Source organism: Sphingomonas sp. IC-11, assembly GCF_021043365.1.
Lineage (GTDB): Bacteria > Pseudomonadota > Alphaproteobacteria > Sphingomonadales > Sphingomonadaceae > Sphingomonas.
On the sequence record NZ_JAJNDU010000005.1, the window covers coordinates 165,848 to 182,263 of the forward strand.

The following is a 16,416-nucleotide window of genomic DNA, read 5'->3' on the forward strand; positions in this document are numbered from 1 at the left end:
GGACGCCTCAGTGACCGAAACGTCGAAGGATATTGCGCAGCTTGCCAAGGGCGGGCGCACCAATGTCGCGGGGTTCATCCTGCGGCTGGCGGCGCGCATCCCGTTCCTGTTCATTGCCGGGCGCCTTTATGGCCCGGAGCTCGTCGGGCGGTTCGCCATTGCGGTGGTGGTGGTGGAACTGGCGGCGCTGCTGGCGACGCTTGGCCTGAAGCGCGGGCTGGCGCAGGCGCTGAGCCGGACGGATCGGCCGCACGTGCATGTGGTTGCCGACGGGCTGGTCGTCGCGGCGCTGCTGTCGCTGCTGGCGAGCGCGGTGCTGTGGACCTTCCCCGAGGTCATGTACCCCAATACGCCGATCGTGGGGCTCGACCGCTGGCTGCCGCTGATCGTGCTGGCGATCGCCTGGTCCGACGTGAGCCTCGCGGCGCTGGCCTATCGGCACAATGTGAAGGCGGCGGTGACGGCGCGCGCGGTGGTGGAGCCCTGGACGATCTCGATCGCGGCCTGGGTGTTCTCCTTCTTCACGACGCGCGACGGCCTGGTGCTGAGCTATGTCGCGTCGATGATCGCGGCGCTGATCGCATCGATCGTGCCGCTGGTGCGCAGCTACGGCCTGCCGCGTGGCTGGTCCCCGCATGTGCGCGGGCTGCTGGCGATGATCCGCGACAACGTGCCGCTGGCCGGGGCGGATGCGTTCGAATGGGGCACGCGCAACGTCGACCGGTTCATCCTGGGCGTGATGTTCGAGCCCAAGATCGTCGGCATCTATTACATGGCGCAGCAGGTCGCGAGCCTGCCGCAGAAGCTGAAAACGTCGTTCGACCCGATCCTTGGCCCGGTGATCACGCAGAGCCTGGCGGTGAACGACCGGGCGGCGATCGCGCGGCAGGTGCGGCAGGTGGCGTTCTGGATCATCGCGGCGCAGGGCTGCCTCACCCTCATGGGATCGATCCCCGGCGAGGCGGTGATGGGGATCGTTGGGCCGCAGTTCGTCGCAGGCACGGCAGCGCTGGTGTTCCTGCTGACGGCCGAGGTGCTGGCCTCCACCGGGGCGGTTTGCGAAACCGCGCTGGTGTACACGGCGCGACACCGCAATCTCCTCATTTCGGCGGTGATGCTGGCGTTCCAGATCGGGCTGAGCTTCGCGCTGATCTTCTGGATGCGCGGGCTTGGGCTGCCTGCGGCCTACCAGGCAGCGGCACCGGCGATTGCCCTGATGATCAGCCTTGCGCTGACGTCGGTGATCAAGGCGTGGCTGCTGGGGCGGATCCTTGCCGCACCAGTGTCACCGTTGCGCTGGCCATTGGTGTGGGCAACGCTGGCGGCGATCCTGGTTGGCGCCGCCTTCACATCGCTTCCGCACCGGCTGGAGTGGGTGGAGGTCGTGGTCGGCATTCCGGCGATTGCCGGCGTTTATCTCTTCATCCTGTGGCGCTGGGCGTTCGGTCCGGCTGATCGCGCGCTGTTCGGCAAGATGCCGAGTGCGGAGGAGGCGACGTTGCCGAACGTGGGCGCGCCCGCCCGCTGAACTCCGCGGCCCCACATCGGCAGGCTTGACCCCGCCGGCCGCTTTCCTCTTCTGCGCGCAGCGACAACACCGGCGCGCCCCGGGGGCAGCAGAGGAGGATGATCCTGGATACCACCACAGCAACCGCCGGCGTGAAGCTGACGCCAGTGACGGACGGGGAGTGGCAGGGCTGGCTGCGCTGGCCAGGCACCGATCCGTTCGAGGATCACACGGGACCATTTTTCGCGCGTTATGATGCGGACGGCACCATTGAGTGCGGCTTTCGCCCGCAGGCGAAGAACCGCAACGGCGGCGGCAATGTCCATGGCGGCGCGCTGCTGACCTTTGCAGACTTTTCGCTGTTCATGATCGCCTCGGCCGTGCTGCCGGAGTTTCATGGCGTGACGGCGACGCTGAACGCCGAGTTCGTTGGTGGCGCGCGGCCTGATCGCCTGCTGACCGCGCGGGGCGAGGTGGTGAAGGCAGGCCGCAGCCTGATCTTCGTGCGCGGTACGATCGACGACGAAGGCGATGCGGTGATGAGCTTTTCCGGCGTGATCAAGAAGATCAACAGGAACCGGGAAAGCGGCCAGCCCGGCTGACGGGAAGAAAAATGGTGCTGCCGGTGAGGATTGAACTCACGACCTCAGCCTTACCAAGGATGCGCTCTACCACTGAGCTACGGCAGCACTCGACCCGCTGTTCACAGGCGAGGGCGCCCTAGAGACGAGCGGGAACGGATTGTCAAGGCGTTATCACGAAGCGATAGCGGCGTTCATGGAAAGCAAGGACGAACGGGACGCCCGCCGGGCCGCCGCGCTGCGGGCCAACCTGCGGCGGCGCAAGGCGCAGGCGCGGGGCACGGCAGGCGCCCCGGCCAGCGATGGCGAGGCACATCCACCCGAGTCGAGCGGGACGCCTGCCGAATAGCGACTCGGTTTGCGGGAGGCGGCGGCCGGCTGAACACTGCCCACCACCGCCCGGCCGCATTCAGGCCGCAACGATCGGCGCGCACCGTTCGATGAGCCAGACGCGATCGTCACCCTCCAGCACGGGGGCAAGCGTTTCGGCGACGCGGGCGTGATAATCGTTCAGCCAGCCGAGTTCCGCCGGCGTCATCAAGGCAGGATCGATGAGGTCGCGGTCGATCGGCGCAAGGGTGAGCGTTTCGAACGCAAGCATCGTGGATTCGCCGCCGGCGATGTCGCGCTCCTCGACCAGCAGCAGGTTCTCGATGCGGATGCCGTATTCGCCCGCCTTGTAATAGCCCGGCTCGTTGGAGAGGATCATGCCGGGCAGCAACGGCTCCGACGGTCCACTACCGGGATAGCTTGGCTTGGCGATGCGCGCCGGCCCTTCATGCACCGACAGATAGCTGCCGACGCCGTGGCCTGTGCCGTGCGCGAAATCGAGCCCCGCCTGCCACAAGGGAAGCCGCGCGAGCGCGTCGAGCTGCGCGCCGGTGGTGCCATGCGGGAAGACGGCGGTGGCCAGCGCGATATGCCCCTTCAACACGCGGGTGAAGCGATCGCGCATTTCCGCCGTGGGCGTGCCGATCGGCACTACGCGGGTCACATCGGTGGTGCCGTCCACATATTGGCCGCCCGAATCGATCAGGTAGAGCTGGCCCGGCTCGATCGGCAGGCTCGACTCCTCGGTAACGTGATAGTGCGGGATCGCGCCGTGCGGGCCGGTGGCCGAGATTGCGTCGAACGACAGATCCTTCAGCACGCCGGTTTCGCGGCGGAACTCCTCCAGCTTCGCCGCTGCCGACAGCTCGGTCTGACCGCCCTTGGGTGCTTCGATCGAGATCCAGCGCAGGAAGCGGGACAGCGCCGCGCCGTCGCGAATACTGGCGGCGCGGTGGCCGGCGCGCTCAACCGCGTTCTTCGTGGCGCGCGGAATGACGGTGGGATCGCGCATCGCCACCACCTCACCGCCACCGGCCTCAATGGCGAGCGGGATGGCGGCAACCGACAGCGCGGGGTCGACCGCCACGCGCTTGCCGGCGAAACGGCCGAGGGCAGCGCCGAACGCATGCCGGTCATGAACCCGCACGGCGTTTCCGAGATGCTGGGCCACGGCGTCCGTCATCTTTTCGGGCGAGACGTAGAGATCGGCGGTGCCGTCGGCGTTTACCACCGCATAGGCGAGCGCGACCGGCGTGCGGGACACGTCGCCGCCGCGCACGTTCAGGAGCCAGGCAATCGATTCCAACGACGCGAGCACCACGGCATCTGCCTGTTGCTCGGCAAGCCAGTCGGCGACGGCGGCACGCTTTTCCGCGGAGGAGCGGCCGGCGTTGGCGTCGTCGTGGACGCTGAGCTGCGCGTCCGAGCGCGCGGGCTGGTCGGGCCACACGGCATCGACCGGGTTGGTGTCCACCGCGACAAGGGTGGCGTTGATGGCAGCAAGCGCCTTTCCGGCCTCATCCACCCAGGCACGGGTATGCAGCCAGGGATCATAGCCGATGCGCGCGCCCTGCTTGGCGTGGCCCGCCAGCCAGGTGGAAACGCTGGTCTCCGGCACGCCCACGAACTGCCAATCGTCGCCCGACACCTGTTCGCGCACTTGCAGCGTGTAGCGGCCATCGGTGAAGATCGCGGCCTCGGCAGGCAGCACCACGGCGGTGCCTGCCGATCCCTGGAAACCGGTGAGCCAGGCGAGCCGCTGGGCATAGGCGCCGACATATTCGCTCATGTGCTCATCGGTTAGCGGCACGACGAAGCCGTCGAGCTGCTGGCGCGAAAGCTGGTCGCGGAGCGCGGCAAGGCGGGCGGAATGGGTGGACATCGTCTTCCTTCGAGCCTGTCGTTGCGTTCATGCCCGAGCCTGCCGCAGCGGCGCCCGTTGACGGGGGAGGGCGGGCGCAATCGCCGGCGGCTGGTTCGGAACGAACGGTTGGTTGCGCGCCCGATATGGCAGGTTCGCGCGCTTCGTGCCATGCAGGTCCGATGCTCCGCTTCTTCTCGCCAGACGCATGACCAGCAGCGACGTCCTGATCGTCGGATCCGGCGCCGCCGGGCTTACCGCAGCGCTCAACCTCGCCGATCGCTTTCAGGTGACGGTGCTTGCCAAAGGGGCGCTCAACGAAGGCTCCACGGCATGGGCGCAGGGCGGTATCGCCGCAGTGCTGGAGCCGGGCGACACGTTCGAAAATCATGTCGAGGACACGATGGTCGCGGGCGCCGGGCTCAACGACCGCGAGATCGTGGAGTTCGTGGTCGAAAATGCGCCCGCCGCGATCGCGCGCCTGCAGAAGCTGGGTGTGCCGTTCGCGCAGGATGGGGACGCGCTCCACCTGACGCGCGAAGGTGGGCATTCGCACCGCCGCATCGTGCATGTCGACGACGCCACTGGCTGGGCGGTGCAGGAAGCGTTGCAGAAGGCGGCGGAGGCACATCCCAATATCACTCTGGTGCCCGATCAGGTCGCGATCGACCTTGCCACCAGCCGGCATGAGGAGCGCTATTCCGGCGCTGGGAATGTCTGGGGTGTCTATGCGGTGGATCGCAGGACCGGGCGCGTGAACCTGTACACCGCGCGGGCGACGATCCTCGCCACCGGGGGGGCGGGGCGCACGTATCTGTTCTCCACGGCGCCGCGCGGCGCAACCGGGGACGGCATCGCGATGGCATGGCGGGCGGGCTGCCGCGTCTCCAACATGGAGATGATGCAGTTTCACCCTACCTGCCTCTACAATCTCGACGTCAAGAACTTCTTGATCACCGAGGCGGTACGCGGCGAGGGCGGGCGGCTGATCAATCCGCTGAACGGCCACCGCTTCATGGTGGATTATGATGCCGAGCGGCTGGAACTGGCGCCCCGCGACGTGGTGGCGCGGGCGATCGACGCCGAGATCAAGCGCTACGGCCTTGATTACGTCCATCTCGACATCAGCCATCAGCCTGCCGATTTCGTGCGCGGGCATTTCCCCAATATCCACGACAAGCTGATGGGGCTGGGCATCGACATGACGATGCAGCCCATTCCCGTCGTGCCGGCGCAGCATTACACCTGCGGCGGGATCATCGTGGATCGCGACGGGCGCACTGACCTGCCCAATCTCTATGCGGCCGGCGAGTGCACCGAAAGCGGGCTGCATGGCGCCAACCGGCTCGCGTCCAACTCGCTGCTGGAATGTTTCGTGTTCGGCGAGGCTGCAGCCAATCACATCGCCGCCTGCTGGGACGATCTGCGCCCGGTGCCGCCGATCCGGCCGTGGGATGAAAGCCGCGTCACCGATTCGGACGAAGAAGTCGTGATCAAGCAGAACTGGACCGAGATCCGGCGCTTCATGTGGAATTACGTCGGCATCGTGCGCACCACCAAGCGGCTTCAGCGGGCGCAGCACCGCATCAAGATGCTGACGGGCGAAGTGGAGGATTATTACGGCCACTTCCGCGTGACCCCGGACCTGATTGAACTGCGCAACCTGTTGCAGACTGCGGAGCTGATCGTGCGTTCGGCGCTGCACCGGCAGGAAAGCCGGGGGCTCCACTACACCCTCGATTATCCGCAAACACTTGATGTGCCCGTAGATACCGTTCTGGTTCCGTAGTCGCCGACTCCTCTGGTCGCGCGTCAGGCGCGGTTCACCGCAGAGCCGGTAAGTGCCGGTTTTCAATGGTGACTTTTGGGATAGCCTGTTTGCTCACGACTGCTCGGGGGCACAGCGGACGATGATCGGACGATTGATCGCTGGAGTGGCGCTGCTTTCACTGAGCAGTTGCGGTGTCGACGAGCGTCCCTCGCATGCCGCCGGGCCGGTGGCCCCGGCGCCCGCCTATGTCGTTGCGATCCCCGTGCCCAAGCCGACGCCGCTGCCGGTGAACCGGGCGCCGCGGGCGCTGGAAGCATCGATCAGCCAGCTGGTGCGCGAATTCCCCGGGATTGCGGGCGTGGCGGTGCGTGCGGTGGACGAAGGGTGGACCGTGGAGGCGGGGGGGCGGCGGCCCCTGCCGCAACAAAGCGTAAGCAAGCTGTGGGTCGCGATGACGGTGCTCGATCAGCGCGACGCCGGCCGGTTGCGGCTTGACGATGCGGTGACGCTGACGCCGTCCGACCTGACGGTTTTCCACCAGCCGATCGCTTATCTGGTGAAGAACGGCGTCTGGAACACCACGGTCGGCGACCTGTTGCACCGCGCGCTGACGCAGAGCGACAATACGGCGAACGATCGGCTGCTGACGCTGGTGGGCGGGCCGTCCGCGGTGCGCGCCTTCATTGAGCGCAAGCAGCTGGGCGACATCCGCTTCGGACCGGGCGAGCGGATGTTGCAGGCGAAAACGGCCGGGTTGACGTGGGACCAGTCGATGAGCGTCGGCAACACGTTCTCGATCATGCGCGCCCGCCTTGATCCTGCCGTGCGTCAGGCGGCCTTGCAGGCGTATATCGACAATCCCCCCGATGGCGCCGCCCCGCTGGCCATTGCCGACGCGCTGGCGAGGCTGGCCCGTGGCGAGCTGCTTTCCGAAACCTCGACGCGCCTCTTGATCTCCACCATGGAATCCAGCCGCACCGGGCGGGCGCGGCTGCGGGCGGGTGCGGCGCCCGGCTGGACGCTGGCGCACAAGACGGGAACCGGGCAGGAACTGGGCCGACGCAACGCAGGGTTCAACGATGTCGGCCTGCTGACCTCGCCCGAGGGTCGCCGCTACGCCGTGGCAGTGATGATCGGCGATACCCAGCGGCCGATGCGCGATCGTCAGCAGCTGATCCAGGCGGTGGCGGCCACCGTTACGGGCTATCGCGGGCCGGCGATCGCATCGCGCGAGGCGGACGAGCCGGAAAGCTGATCTGTATCGATTGACGAGGCGGAGTGGCCGCAGCAAGGCGCCGGGCATGCGCTTCTTTTCCGACAACGCCGCCCCCGTCCATCCCGCCGTTCTCACCGCCATTGCCCAGGCGGATGTGCTCGACACGGCATACGATGGTGATCGCTGGTCCGGCATGCTGGACGCGCGATTGTCGGCGCTGTTCGAGACGGAGGTGGAGGTGCTGTGGGTACCGACGGGCACGGCGGCGAACTGCCTCGCGCTCGCCGCGCTCTGCCCCCCGCATGGTGCGGTGCTGTGCCACCATGACGCGCATATCCAGAATGACGAATGCGGCGCGCCGGAATTCTACACCCATGGTGCAAAGCTGCTGCTGGCGGACGGCGAGGGCGCGAAGCTGACGCCCGAAAGCCTCAACTCGCTGCTGGCGACGATCCGCACCGATGTTCACCAGGTGCAGCCGCATGCGATCTCCATCACCAATGCGACGGAATATGGCCTCGTCTATCAGCCGGCGGAGGTCGCGGCGATCGGCGCGCTGGCGGCCGAGCGTGGCCTCGCGCTTCACATGGACGGCGCGCGCTTCGCCAATGCACTGGTTCACGCGGATTGCTCGCCCGCTGACATGACGTGGCGCGCGGGCGTCACGGCGCTCAGCTTCGGCTTCGTCAAGAACGGCGGCATGGGCGCCGAGGCCCTGGTGTTCTTCAAGCGCGGGCTGGTTGAGGCGAGCCGATATCGCCGCAAGCGGGCGGGCCTGCTGTTTTCCAAGGGCCGCTATCTCGCCGCGCAGATCCTCGCGCTGCTGGAGGAGGACCGCTGGCTGGCGAATGCGCGCAACGCGAACGAGGGCGCGGCGCTGATCGCCGCCGCCGCCGGCACGCGGCTGGTGCATCCGGTGGAGGCGAACGAAGTGTTCCTGCGCGTCACCGCGGAGGAAGCGGCATCGCTGCGCAGCAAGGGCTTCGACTTTTACGATTGGAGTCCCGGCGAGGCGCGGCTGGTGGTGTCGTGGAACCAGCGGGCCGAGGATATCCGGCCGCTGGCGGAGGCGATCGCGGCGCTGGGGTGACCCATTCGCCGGGGCTGTCGGCGCCATCCGGCGGCCTTGTCCCGGCGTTCACGGCATGCGGAATAGCCGGGCGATGAAGCAACGGGTCCGCGGATGCAGGATCACCCCTGTGCCGAGTTGCGCCAACTGACCGGCGTGACGTTGTTTTTCTGGTGGCGGCGGCATAGCGCACGATCATGACCGCCCAACCTCCCCCGCAATCGACACGCGCCCGCGTGCTGATCCCCTTCGGGATCGTGACGTTGATCTGGGGATCGACCTGGCTGGTCATTCGCGATCAGCTTGGCGTGGTGCCGCCGTCGTGGTCGGTCAGCTACCGCTTTCTGGTGGCCGGGCTGGCGTTGTTCATCTGGGCGGCGATCCGGCGGGAGCCGGGTAAGATCGACGCGCGCGGGTTTGCCTTCGCCGCCGCACTGGGCCTTGCGCAGTTCGTCCTTAACTTCAACTTCGTCTATCGCGCCGAGCAGTTCATCACCTCGGGCCTCGTGGCGGTGGTGTTTGCGCTGCTGCTGATTCCCAACTCGCTGTTCGGCCGGATCTTCCTGGGGCAGCGGTTGGGCCGGCAGCTCGTCATTGGCTCCGCGATTGCGATGGCGGGCGTCGCGCTGCTGTTCATCCACGAGATCCGCAGCGATCCCAATGGGCCGACCGCCTCGCTGGTGGGGATCGGCCTGACCTTATGTGCCATCCTGTCCGCTTCGAGCGCGAATGTGATGCAGGGTACGGAGACGGCGCGGGCCTATCCGATGCTGCGTACCACGGCCATTGCCATGCTCTTGGGCGGCACATTCGATGCGGTGTGGGCGTGGTTCACGGTGGGTCCGCCGGTGATGGAGTGGCGGCTCGGCTATGTCGCCGGGATCCTGTACCTCGGGATCTTCGCCTCGGCCTTGGCCTTTCCGCTTTATTTCGGGGTGATCCGCATCATCGGGCCGGCCAAGGCGGCTTATTCCAGCGTCATCGTGCCAGTGATCGCCATGGCGCTGTCGACGATGTTCGAGGGCTATCGCTGGTCGCTTTTGGCGGCGGCCGGCGCGGCGCTGGCCGCAGCTGGGCTCATTGTCGCGCTCACGGCGCGCAGGCCCAATCGGTAATCGGGATAAAGCGGGCGCCAGCCGAGCACCCGCTTTGCCTTTCCATTCGCGACACGCCGGTTCTCCGCATAAAAGGCGCGGGCGGCGGGCGACAGGCTCGCCAGTTCGACAACTGCCGGTGGCGGTACGCCCAACATGGCGGCGGCTTGCTCGATCACGCAATCCTGGCTGGTCGGCAAGTCATCAGCGAGGTTGTAGGCGCCCGGCGGCGCAGTGAAGCCGGCGACGACGCCACTGGCGATGTCGGCCACGTGAATCCGGCTGAACACCTGATCGGCAAGACGGGTGCGGTGGGCGGTGCCGGCAGCAACCCGGTCCAGTGGCGAGCGACCCGGTCCATAAATGCCGGGCAGGCGGAAGACGCGCGCGCCGTGCGCGAGCCAGGCGGCGTCCGCCGCATTGCGCGCCGGCCGGCGACCACGGATAGGCGCGCTTTCGTCGACCCATGCGCCGCCAGCGTCGCCATAGACGCCGGTGGAGGAGAGATAGCCGAGCCAGCGTCCGTCCAGCGCATCGCCATAACGGGCGAGGACGGGGTCATTCTCCCCCGGCGGCACGGAGGAGAGAACGTGCGTTGCAGCGGCAAGGCCGGCGCGGACCGCGGCATCATCGTCGAACCGGATCGTGCCGGCGCGACCATCGCGCGTGGTGGCGAGGATCGGCCAGCCGCTCGCATCGGCGATCGCGCTGGCGGCATAACCGAGGCCGAAGATGAACAGGCGCATGGGGCCTGTTATCGCAGCGATGAGCGTTGCGTCACCCCATCATGGTGTTCGCCGTGACGTGTCGGATTTCGCGTGCGGCTCGGCGTGGGCGAAAGGATTGAGCTTCGCCGCATGGCCGGGGTGACAGCCAGAATGCGCGGTTCGCGCCCCGCGCCATCGGAGCGTTTCTGCGACAGGCGTTCGGGGTCCGGGGCGTTATGCCGGGATGCGCCCGGCATAACGCATGAGGTGGAGTGGGAATTACTGCCCCATCGGCCCCTTGAAGAGCGTGCCGAAGTAATCGCCCTTGTTCCACACCGGCCGCGACGGAGCATCGGCGATGTCGCGCGCGATGCGATAGTTCACGTCCACGAAGCGTACGCCTTCCTCCCATTGAATCGGCTGCGACAGGTCGTCGGAGGGCTTGTGGTAATTGGTGGAAAGGAAATGCTCCACCGCTGCCTTGCCCGGTCCCTTCTGGCCCGGCCACAGGAACACGGAAGGCACACCCTTCTGCACGAAGCGGAAGTGATCGGAGCGCACGAAAATGCCTTCGTCCGGGATCGGATCGGGCGATAGCGCAACGCCGGCACCTTCCACGGCACGACGGATGATCGGGCCGAGCGTGGAGCGGTCGCCGCCGAATGCCACCATGTCCTCGAACTTGTAGGTGAGGATCGGCATGTCGAGATTAACGTTGGCGATGATCGAATCCGCCGGGACCGTCGGATGGTTGGCGAAATAATCGCTGCCGATCAGGCCCTTCTCCTCCGCCGTGACGGCCAGGAACAGGATGGTGCGCTTCGTCGCGCCTTCCTTCTGGAAGCGTTTCGCTTCCTCGATCAGGCTGGCGATGCCGATCGCATTGTCCAGGGCGCCATTGTGGATCTTGTCATCCGCCTTGCCGCTGACGCCGACGTGATCGAGGTGCGCGGACAGGACCACCACCTCGCGCGCGAGAGCGGGATCGCTGCCGGGCAGCACGCCGACCACGTTGGACGACTGTGCCTTGTCGAACTGGGTCTTGGTCGTGACGGCGAGGGCGGTCGGAAGCGCCTCTGCCTTGAAGCTGGCGTCCGCCTTGTCGGCTTCACGCGCGACCTTGGCCCACGGAGTGCGAGCGCCCGCGAAAAGCTTCTGAGCGCCGGAGAGGCTCAGCGTCGCAAGGGTGGGGATGCCGCCTTCCTCGACATGGCCGGTGCCATCAGCATTGGCCCAGGTCATGCGGGTGTGGCCATTCGCCTCGACCAGCCGTGCGAACGGGCGCTGCTTGTCGGAACGGGGCGTGACGAGGGTGATCGTGCCGACGGCGCCACGCTCGGCGGCGAAGCGCGCCTTGGTGGTCGGCGAGCCGAGCCACGCGCGCTCCTCACCCGTCATCTTGGAGGGCGAGCCGCTGACAAAGGCGACGATCTTCCCCTTCACATCGACGCCGCGGTAATCGTCCCGCCCATATTGGGGCGCAACGATGCCGTAGCCGACGAACACGACCGGCGCCGACACGTTGGTCTCCGTGGCTCGCGGGTTTGCCGAGGGGATGTAGTCGGTGCCGAAGGCAAGCGCCGTCTGACCAGCCGGTCCCGTGATGCTGAGCGTGCCCTGGCCATCGGGCTTGTAGGCGACGAGCGGCACCTGCTGCGCGTAGGTGCCCTTCTCGCCGCCCGGCTTCAGCCCGGCGGCGAAGAATTGCGCGGCAACATATTGGGCGGCAATGTCATATTCCGGGCTGCCCGCCTCACGCCCGCGCATCGCGTCGGAAGCGAGGAACATCACGTGTGACTTGATCGCGGCTGCCTCGGCGGACAGCGCTGCTTCGGCAGCTGGGGCTGCGGCATTCTGGGCGATGGCGGAAACGGGAAGGGACGTGAGGCAAAGGGCCAGGATCAAACGGCGCATTCGTGCTTCCAAAAAGCCTTGTTCATCGGGAAACGCTCGATCGCATACCGCACAGGATGACGGCAGCCATCGTTCGAAGAAGTGCCGCACGTCAAAGCCTGCGACACGTCTCCACCGCACTCGACACGAACGAAGGGGAGTGGACCTGATCGCCAGACGTAGCAGCCAAGACTTTCACCGCAAGCTTTAGCGATGGAACCACAAGCCGCCCCGTCTATATCTCCTATCATGCTCGACGTTCTCACCGCCCCAGCCGCTCCTGCGATCAAGCGCCGCCAGGACTATCGCCCGCCTGCGTGGCTGGTGCCGACTGTGGATCTGGACTTTGCGCTGGACCCGAGCGCGACGCGGGTGCGCGCACGACTGGAAGTGAGGCGAAATGGCGACGGTGACGAGCCGCTGCGGCTGGATGGCGATGGCCTCACCCCGCTGGCGGTGATCGTTGATGGCGTGGCGGTGAACGACTGGCGCATCGAGGACGATCAACTCGTCGTCCCGCTGAGCGGGGCAGCGCATGTGATCGAAACCGAGGTGGAGATCGCGCCCGACCAGAATACGCAGCTGATGGGGCTTTATTCCTCAGGCGGCAATCTGTGCACCCAATGCGAGGCGGAGGGCTTCCGGCGCATCACCTTTTTCCCGGATCGGCCTGACGTGCTGGCGACGTACCGGGTGCGGATGACAGCGGACAAGGCGCGTTACCCCGTGCTGCTGGCCAATGGCGATCCGATCGCCAGCGGCGACAACGGTGACGGAACGCACTGGGCCGAGTGGCACGACCCGTTTCCCAAGCCATCCTATCTGTTCGCGCTGGTGGCAGGCGATCTCGCCTGCAATGCGGGCACCTTCACGACGCGGTCGGGACGCGAGGTGCAGCTTGGCATCTGGGTACGGGCGGCCGATCTGCCCAAGACCGATCATGCGCTCCATGCGCTAAAGACGTCGATGGCCTGGGACGAGCGTGTCTATGGCCGCGAATATGATCTGGACGTGTTCAACATCGTCGCGGTGGACGATTTCAACTTCGGCGCGATGGAGAACAAGGGGCTGAACATCTTCAACAGCCGCTACATCCTGGCCGATCCCGACACCGCGACCGATTACGATTACGATGCCATCGCCGCGGTGGTAGCCCACGAATATTTCCACAATTGGTCCGGCAACCGGATCACTTGCCGCGACTGGTTCCAGCTGTCGCTGAAGGAAGGTTTCACCGTCTTTCGCGACCAGGGCTTTTCGGCCGATCAGGGGTCGGCCGCGGTGAAGCGAATCGAGGATGTGCGGGGCCTGCGCGCCAGCCAGTTTCCGGAGGATGCCGGGCCGCTCGCGCATCCCGTACGCCCGGAGAGCTATATCGAGATCTCCAATTTCTACACCTCGACGATCTACAACAAGGGCGCCGAGCTGATCCGGATGATGGCCACCATCCTCGGCCCCGAGCGGTTCCGGACGGCGTGCGACCTGTATTTCGATCGTTTCGACGGCACCGCCGCGACGTGCGAGGATTTCGTCCGCTGCATGGAAGAGGGCGGCGGGGTCGATCTGTCGCGCTTCCGCTTGTGGTACAGCCAGGCGGGCACGCCGCGGGTTTCGGCCAGCCTGGATCACGAGGGTGGTCGCGCGACGCTTCGGCTGGCGCAGCATGTGCCGCCGACCCCGGGCCAATCGAGCAAGGAGCCGATGGTGCTGCCGTTGCGCATCCGCCTGTTCGGTGCGGAGACAGGCCAGCCGCTGGGGCCGGAGCAGCTGGTGCTGCTGGATCAGGCGAATGAGTCCATCGTCTTCGAAGGGGTGGCCGAACGGCCTGTTCTGTCGATCAACCGCGGCTTTTCTGCACCGGTCACCATCGAAAGCGACCGGACGGCCAGCGACCTCGCCTTCCTTGCCCGGCATGATGATGATCCGTTCGCGCGGTACGAGGCGATGCAGCAGCTGATGCTGGACACGCTGGTGGCGGGTGCGGTGGAAGGCGGCGCCGACCACCGCGGTGTCATCGATGCCGTCGCCGACACGCTGGATGACCCGGCGCTTGACCCGGCCTTCATCGCCGAAGCGGTTCTGCTGCCGTCCGAAAGCTTCGTCGGCGATCAGCTCAACGTCGTCGATCCCGAGGCAATCTATCGGGCGCGCGAGGCATTGCGCGCTGATCTCGGCAGAATGCTGGGCGACCGCTGGCGCGACATTTACGAGGCGAACACCACCGGTGCGGCCTACGCCTATACGCCGGCGGCCAAGGGCGCGCGCCGGATCCGGAACGTGGCCCTCGGCTATATCGCCGCATCGGGAGCAAGCGACGCAGCAGCGCTGGCGTTCCGCCAGTTCGAGCGCGCCGATAACATGACCGATCGGCAGGGTGCGCTCAGCACGCTGGTGAACGGGCGTAGCGACCTGCGCGAGGCGGCGCTGGATATCTTCTACAACCGCTATTCCGATAACCCGCTGGTGCTGGACAAGTGGTTCCAGACCCAGGCGCTGTCCACGCGCGACGATACGCTTGCGGCGGTCAAGGCGCTGGCCGAACATCCCAGCTTCACGCTTGCCAATCCGAACCGGGCACGCAGCCTGATCGGCGCCTTCGCGGTCAACCAGCGGGCGTTCAATCAGGCCGATGGCGCCGGCTATCGCTTCCTGGCCGATCAACTGATCGCGCTCGACCGGCTGAATCCGCAAACGGCGGCAAAGCTGCTGCCGCCGCTGGGACGCTGGCGCCGTTTCGATGCGGCCCGCGCGGCCTTGATGCGCGCCGAGCTGCAGCGGATCGTGAGTACGCCAGGCCTGTCCAAGGATCTGTTCGAACAGGCTTCCAAGAGCCTCGAGGGCTGACCGCGCCAACGCTGTGCGCCCTGCCGTTAGCAACGGCAGGGCGGCAAAATCAGAATGCGCCCGGCGTTTCCCGCTGGATCGTGCTCGGGCGCATCGGGGTGAGCAGCGCCTGCTTCACCGCGACATTCCGCACCCTTGCCGCCGAAGCCGTGGCCGCGGCGCCGCCAATCCGGGTGCAGCTGCGGCCATTCAGGAACGCCAGCGCCTGCTGTACGGACGCCTCGCGCGGGTCGCCCAGCTGGTACGACAGGTCGTCCACCGCCTCGCAGGTCGCCGGCATGAACGGCGCGAGGCCGTTGTAGTAATCCCCCTGGCGATCGGCGTTCTGGGTGGTGAGCGCCACCACTCGAAGGCGATCGTCACATGCCGGCTTGTCGCGCGCCGTCTGCCCAACCGGCTTTCCATAGGTATTGGTGCCGATCAGCGCGACATTGCCGCGCAGGTACGGGATCATTGCGTTGATCACCACTTCGCTTGCCGAGGCGGTTCCTTGCGTGCCGATAAAAGCGATCTTGGTCGGCGACACCGATTGCGGCTGCGGCAGGAAATAGTCCGTGCTGTTCTCGGACGATTTTTCGCGCCGGAACGTGGTGTAGCCAAGCACGTCGCTGGTCTGGCGATTGCCGCCCAGCAGGTTGTTCATCAGCCGCGCGGTGGAAAGCAGCCCGCCGCCATTGTAGCGCAGGTCGACAATCAGTTCGGTGATCCCGGCAGCGCGCAACTGACCAAAGCCGTCGCGCAGCGGCTGATCTGCGGTCGAGATGAACGTGCGCAGATTAATATAGCCGACGCGGCGGCCACCATCCTCCAGAATCTTGATGCCGTAGCGGGACGATACCGGGCTGAGTTCAAAGTCGCGCGGCGTCAGTGTCACCTCGCGTTCGCTGCCGCTGAGCGCGCGCACCCGCAGGACACGCGCGACACCGGCGGTCGAGCCACCCAGCGCATTGCTGACCGCCTGCGCCCCGCCGTCCGCGAAAAGCGCGCTGACGGTCCGCAACGTACCGCCGGGTTGGCCGATCGCGACAATCTCCGTGCCGCGGTCAAGGCCGGCTTCGAGCGCGGGGGTGCCCTCGAACGCTTCGATCACGAACATTCGTCCGACGCTTGCATTGATGCCGAGCCGGAAGCCGTAACCCGCGCTCGATCCCGAGTCGTAATAGGCATTCTCCTCGGCAATCGACGTCAGGTAGGTGAAATAGCGGTCCTTGTTCTGGGCGCGCGCCGTCGCCGTTATGGCATCGATATAGTCATCGACGCTGGCGAAGGGCGCCGGGTCGAGGCTGGTGGGCAGCGTGTCCGGGAACAGATACCATTCGCGCAGCTCGGCTGCGGCCCATGCCTTTCGATCCTGAAGCGAACAGCCGGCAACGCTGGTGGGCGTCGGCGTCGGCGTGGGTGAGGGGGAGTTGGCTATCGGGGTGCTGCTGCTGCCGCCGTCGCCCCCGCATCCTGCCAGCAAGCTCATGGCGCAAACCGCTGCGGTAAGTCGACGTGTCACTAACTTGGCTCCCCCCGTGTTGCGCAGGGAGTAGCACGTCTG

General features: G+C 66.6%; 12 protein-coding genes and 1 tRNA gene. 8 read left to right on the forward strand and 5 right to left on the reverse strand.

What is annotated here, in order from left to right:
• Positions 1–10: 10 nt before the first annotated feature.
• Both LQ954_RS14595 and LQ954_RS14600 read left to right on the forward strand, forming a co-directional pair.
• The gene (locus tag LQ954_RS14595; protein ID WP_231023774.1) at positions 11–1,528 is read left to right on the forward strand and encodes a lipopolysaccharide biosynthesis protein; all 1,518 of its coding nucleotides are present in this window, start codon (positions 11–13) and stop codon (positions 1,526–1,528) included.
• Positions 1,529–1,626: 98 nt separating this feature from the next.
• The gene (locus tag LQ954_RS14600; protein ID WP_227772188.1) at positions 1,627–2,109 is read left to right on the forward strand and encodes a PaaI family thioesterase; all 483 of its coding nucleotides are present in this window, start codon (positions 1,627–1,629) and stop codon (positions 2,107–2,109) included.
• A gap of 12 nt (positions 2,110–2,121) precedes the next feature.
• Here LQ954_RS14600 and LQ954_RS14605 read toward each other — a convergent pair.
• Positions 2,122–2,196 (reverse strand) — tRNA-Thr (locus LQ954_RS14605).
• Positions 2,197–2,284: 88 nt separating this feature from the next.
• Between LQ954_RS14605 and LQ954_RS14610 the strand changes: the two genes are divergently transcribed.
• Complete coding sequence (locus LQ954_RS14610; RefSeq protein WP_227772189.1) at positions 2,285–2,437, forward strand: hypothetical protein; 153 nt, start codon at positions 2,285–2,287, stop codon at positions 2,435–2,437.
• A gap of 60 nt (positions 2,438–2,497) precedes the next feature.
• On the opposite strand, the gene LQ954_RS14615 is transcribed toward LQ954_RS14610, so the two are convergent.
• A complete protein-coding gene (locus LQ954_RS14615; RefSeq protein WP_231023776.1) occupies positions 2,498–4,300 on the reverse strand; it encodes an aminopeptidase P family protein in 1,803 nt (600 codons plus the stop codon).
• Positions 4,301–4,487: 187 nt separating this feature from the next.
• On the opposite strand from LQ954_RS14615, the gene nadB reads away from it, so the two are divergent.
• From nadB to LQ954_RS14635, 4 genes are all read left to right on the forward strand, one after another.
• Positions 4,488–6,068 carry an L-aspartate oxidase gene (gene nadB / locus LQ954_RS14620; protein WP_227772191.1) on the forward strand — a complete coding sequence of 527 codons (1,581 nt, stop codon included), beginning with the start codon at positions 4,488–4,490 and terminating at the stop codon, positions 6,066–6,068.
• Between the two features lie 121 nt (positions 6,069–6,189).
• Positions 6,190–7,305, forward strand: coding sequence for a serine hydrolase (locus LQ954_RS14625; protein ID WP_231023777.1), 1,116 nt, complete (start codon positions 6,190–6,192; stop codon positions 7,303–7,305).
• 46 nt (positions 7,306–7,351) lie between these two features.
• A complete protein-coding gene (locus tag LQ954_RS14630) occupies positions 7,352–8,356 on the forward strand; it encodes a threonine aldolase family protein (protein WP_231023778.1) in 1,005 nt (334 codons plus the stop codon).
• A gap of 176 nt (positions 8,357–8,532) precedes the next feature.
• Positions 8,533–9,450: a DMT family transporter gene (locus LQ954_RS14635; RefSeq protein ID WP_231023779.1), complete on the forward strand. Its 918-nt coding sequence runs from the start codon at positions 8,533–8,535 to the stop codon at positions 9,448–9,450.
• Here LQ954_RS14635 and LQ954_RS14640 read toward each other — a convergent pair.
• Together LQ954_RS14640 and LQ954_RS14645 are read right to left on the reverse strand one after the other, a co-directional pair.
• Positions 9,360–10,175: an NAD(P)-dependent oxidoreductase gene (locus LQ954_RS14640; RefSeq protein WP_231023780.1), complete on the reverse strand. Its 816-nt coding sequence runs from the start codon at positions 10,173–10,175 to the stop codon at positions 9,360–9,362. The genes LQ954_RS14635 and LQ954_RS14640 overlap by 91 nt on opposite strands.
• Before the next feature lie 240 nt (positions 10,176–10,415).
• Positions 10,416–12,050, reverse strand: coding sequence for a M28 family metallopeptidase (locus LQ954_RS14645; RefSeq protein WP_231023781.1), 1,635 nt, complete (start codon positions 12,048–12,050; stop codon positions 10,416–10,418).
• A 228-nt stretch (positions 12,051–12,278) separates the two neighbouring features.
• On the opposite strand from LQ954_RS14645, the gene pepN reads away from it, so the two are divergent.
• Positions 12,279–14,873 (forward strand): aminopeptidase N, encoded by a 2,595-nt coding sequence (gene pepN, locus LQ954_RS14650; RefSeq protein ID WP_231023783.1) that lies wholly within the window; start codon positions 12,279–12,281, stop codon positions 14,871–14,873.
• Between the two features lie 49 nt (positions 14,874–14,922).
• On the opposite strand, the gene LQ954_RS14655 is transcribed toward pepN, so the two are convergent.
• Positions 14,923–16,341 carry a S41 family peptidase gene (locus LQ954_RS14655; RefSeq protein WP_269142349.1) on the reverse strand — a complete coding sequence of 473 codons (1,419 nt, stop codon included), beginning with the start codon at positions 16,339–16,341 and terminating at the stop codon, positions 14,923–14,925.
• Between the last annotated feature and the right edge of the window lie 75 nt (positions 16,342–16,416).

What these genes read in the sequence shown, in the direction of transcription:
- LQ954_RS14615 (WP_231023776.1), bottom strand. Translation starts at nt 4,300, where the DNA reads ATGTCCACCCATTCCGCCCGCCTTGCCGCGCTCCGCGACCAGCTTTCG.
- LQ954_RS14600 (WP_227772188.1), top strand. Translation starts at nt 1,627, where the DNA reads ATGATCCTGGATACCACCACAGCAACCGCCGGCGTGAAGCTGACGCCA.
- LQ954_RS14640 (WP_231023780.1), bottom strand. Translation starts at nt 10,175, where the DNA reads ATGCGCCTGTTCATCTTCGGCCTCGGTTATGCCGCCAGCGCGATCGCC.
- LQ954_RS14635 (WP_231023779.1), top strand. Translation starts at nt 8,533, where the DNA reads ATGACCGCCCAACCTCCCCCGCAATCGACACGCGCCCGCGTGCTGATC.
- nadB (WP_227772191.1), top strand. Translation starts at nt 4,488, where the DNA reads ATGACCAGCAGCGACGTCCTGATCGTCGGATCCGGCGCCGCCGGGCTT.
- LQ954_RS14630 (WP_231023778.1), top strand. Translation starts at nt 7,352, where the DNA reads ATGCGCTTCTTTTCCGACAACGCCGCCCCCGTCCATCCCGCCGTTCTC.
- pepN (WP_231023783.1), top strand. Translation starts at nt 12,279, where the DNA reads ATGCTCGACGTTCTCACCGCCCCAGCCGCTCCTGCGATCAAGCGCCGC.
- LQ954_RS14610 (WP_227772189.1), top strand. Translation starts at nt 2,285, where the DNA reads ATGGAAAGCAAGGACGAACGGGACGCCCGCCGGGCCGCCGCGCTGCGG.
- LQ954_RS14645 (WP_231023781.1), bottom strand. Translation starts at nt 12,050, where the DNA reads ATGCGCCGTTTGATCCTGGCCCTTTGCCTCACGTCCCTTCCCGTTTCC.
- LQ954_RS14625 (WP_231023777.1), top strand. Translation starts at nt 6,190, where the DNA reads ATGATCGGACGATTGATCGCTGGAGTGGCGCTGCTTTCACTGAGCAGT.
- LQ954_RS14655 (WP_269142349.1), bottom strand. Translation starts at nt 16,341, where the DNA reads ATGAGCTTGCTGGCAGGATGCGGGGGCGACGGCGGCAGCAGCAGCACC.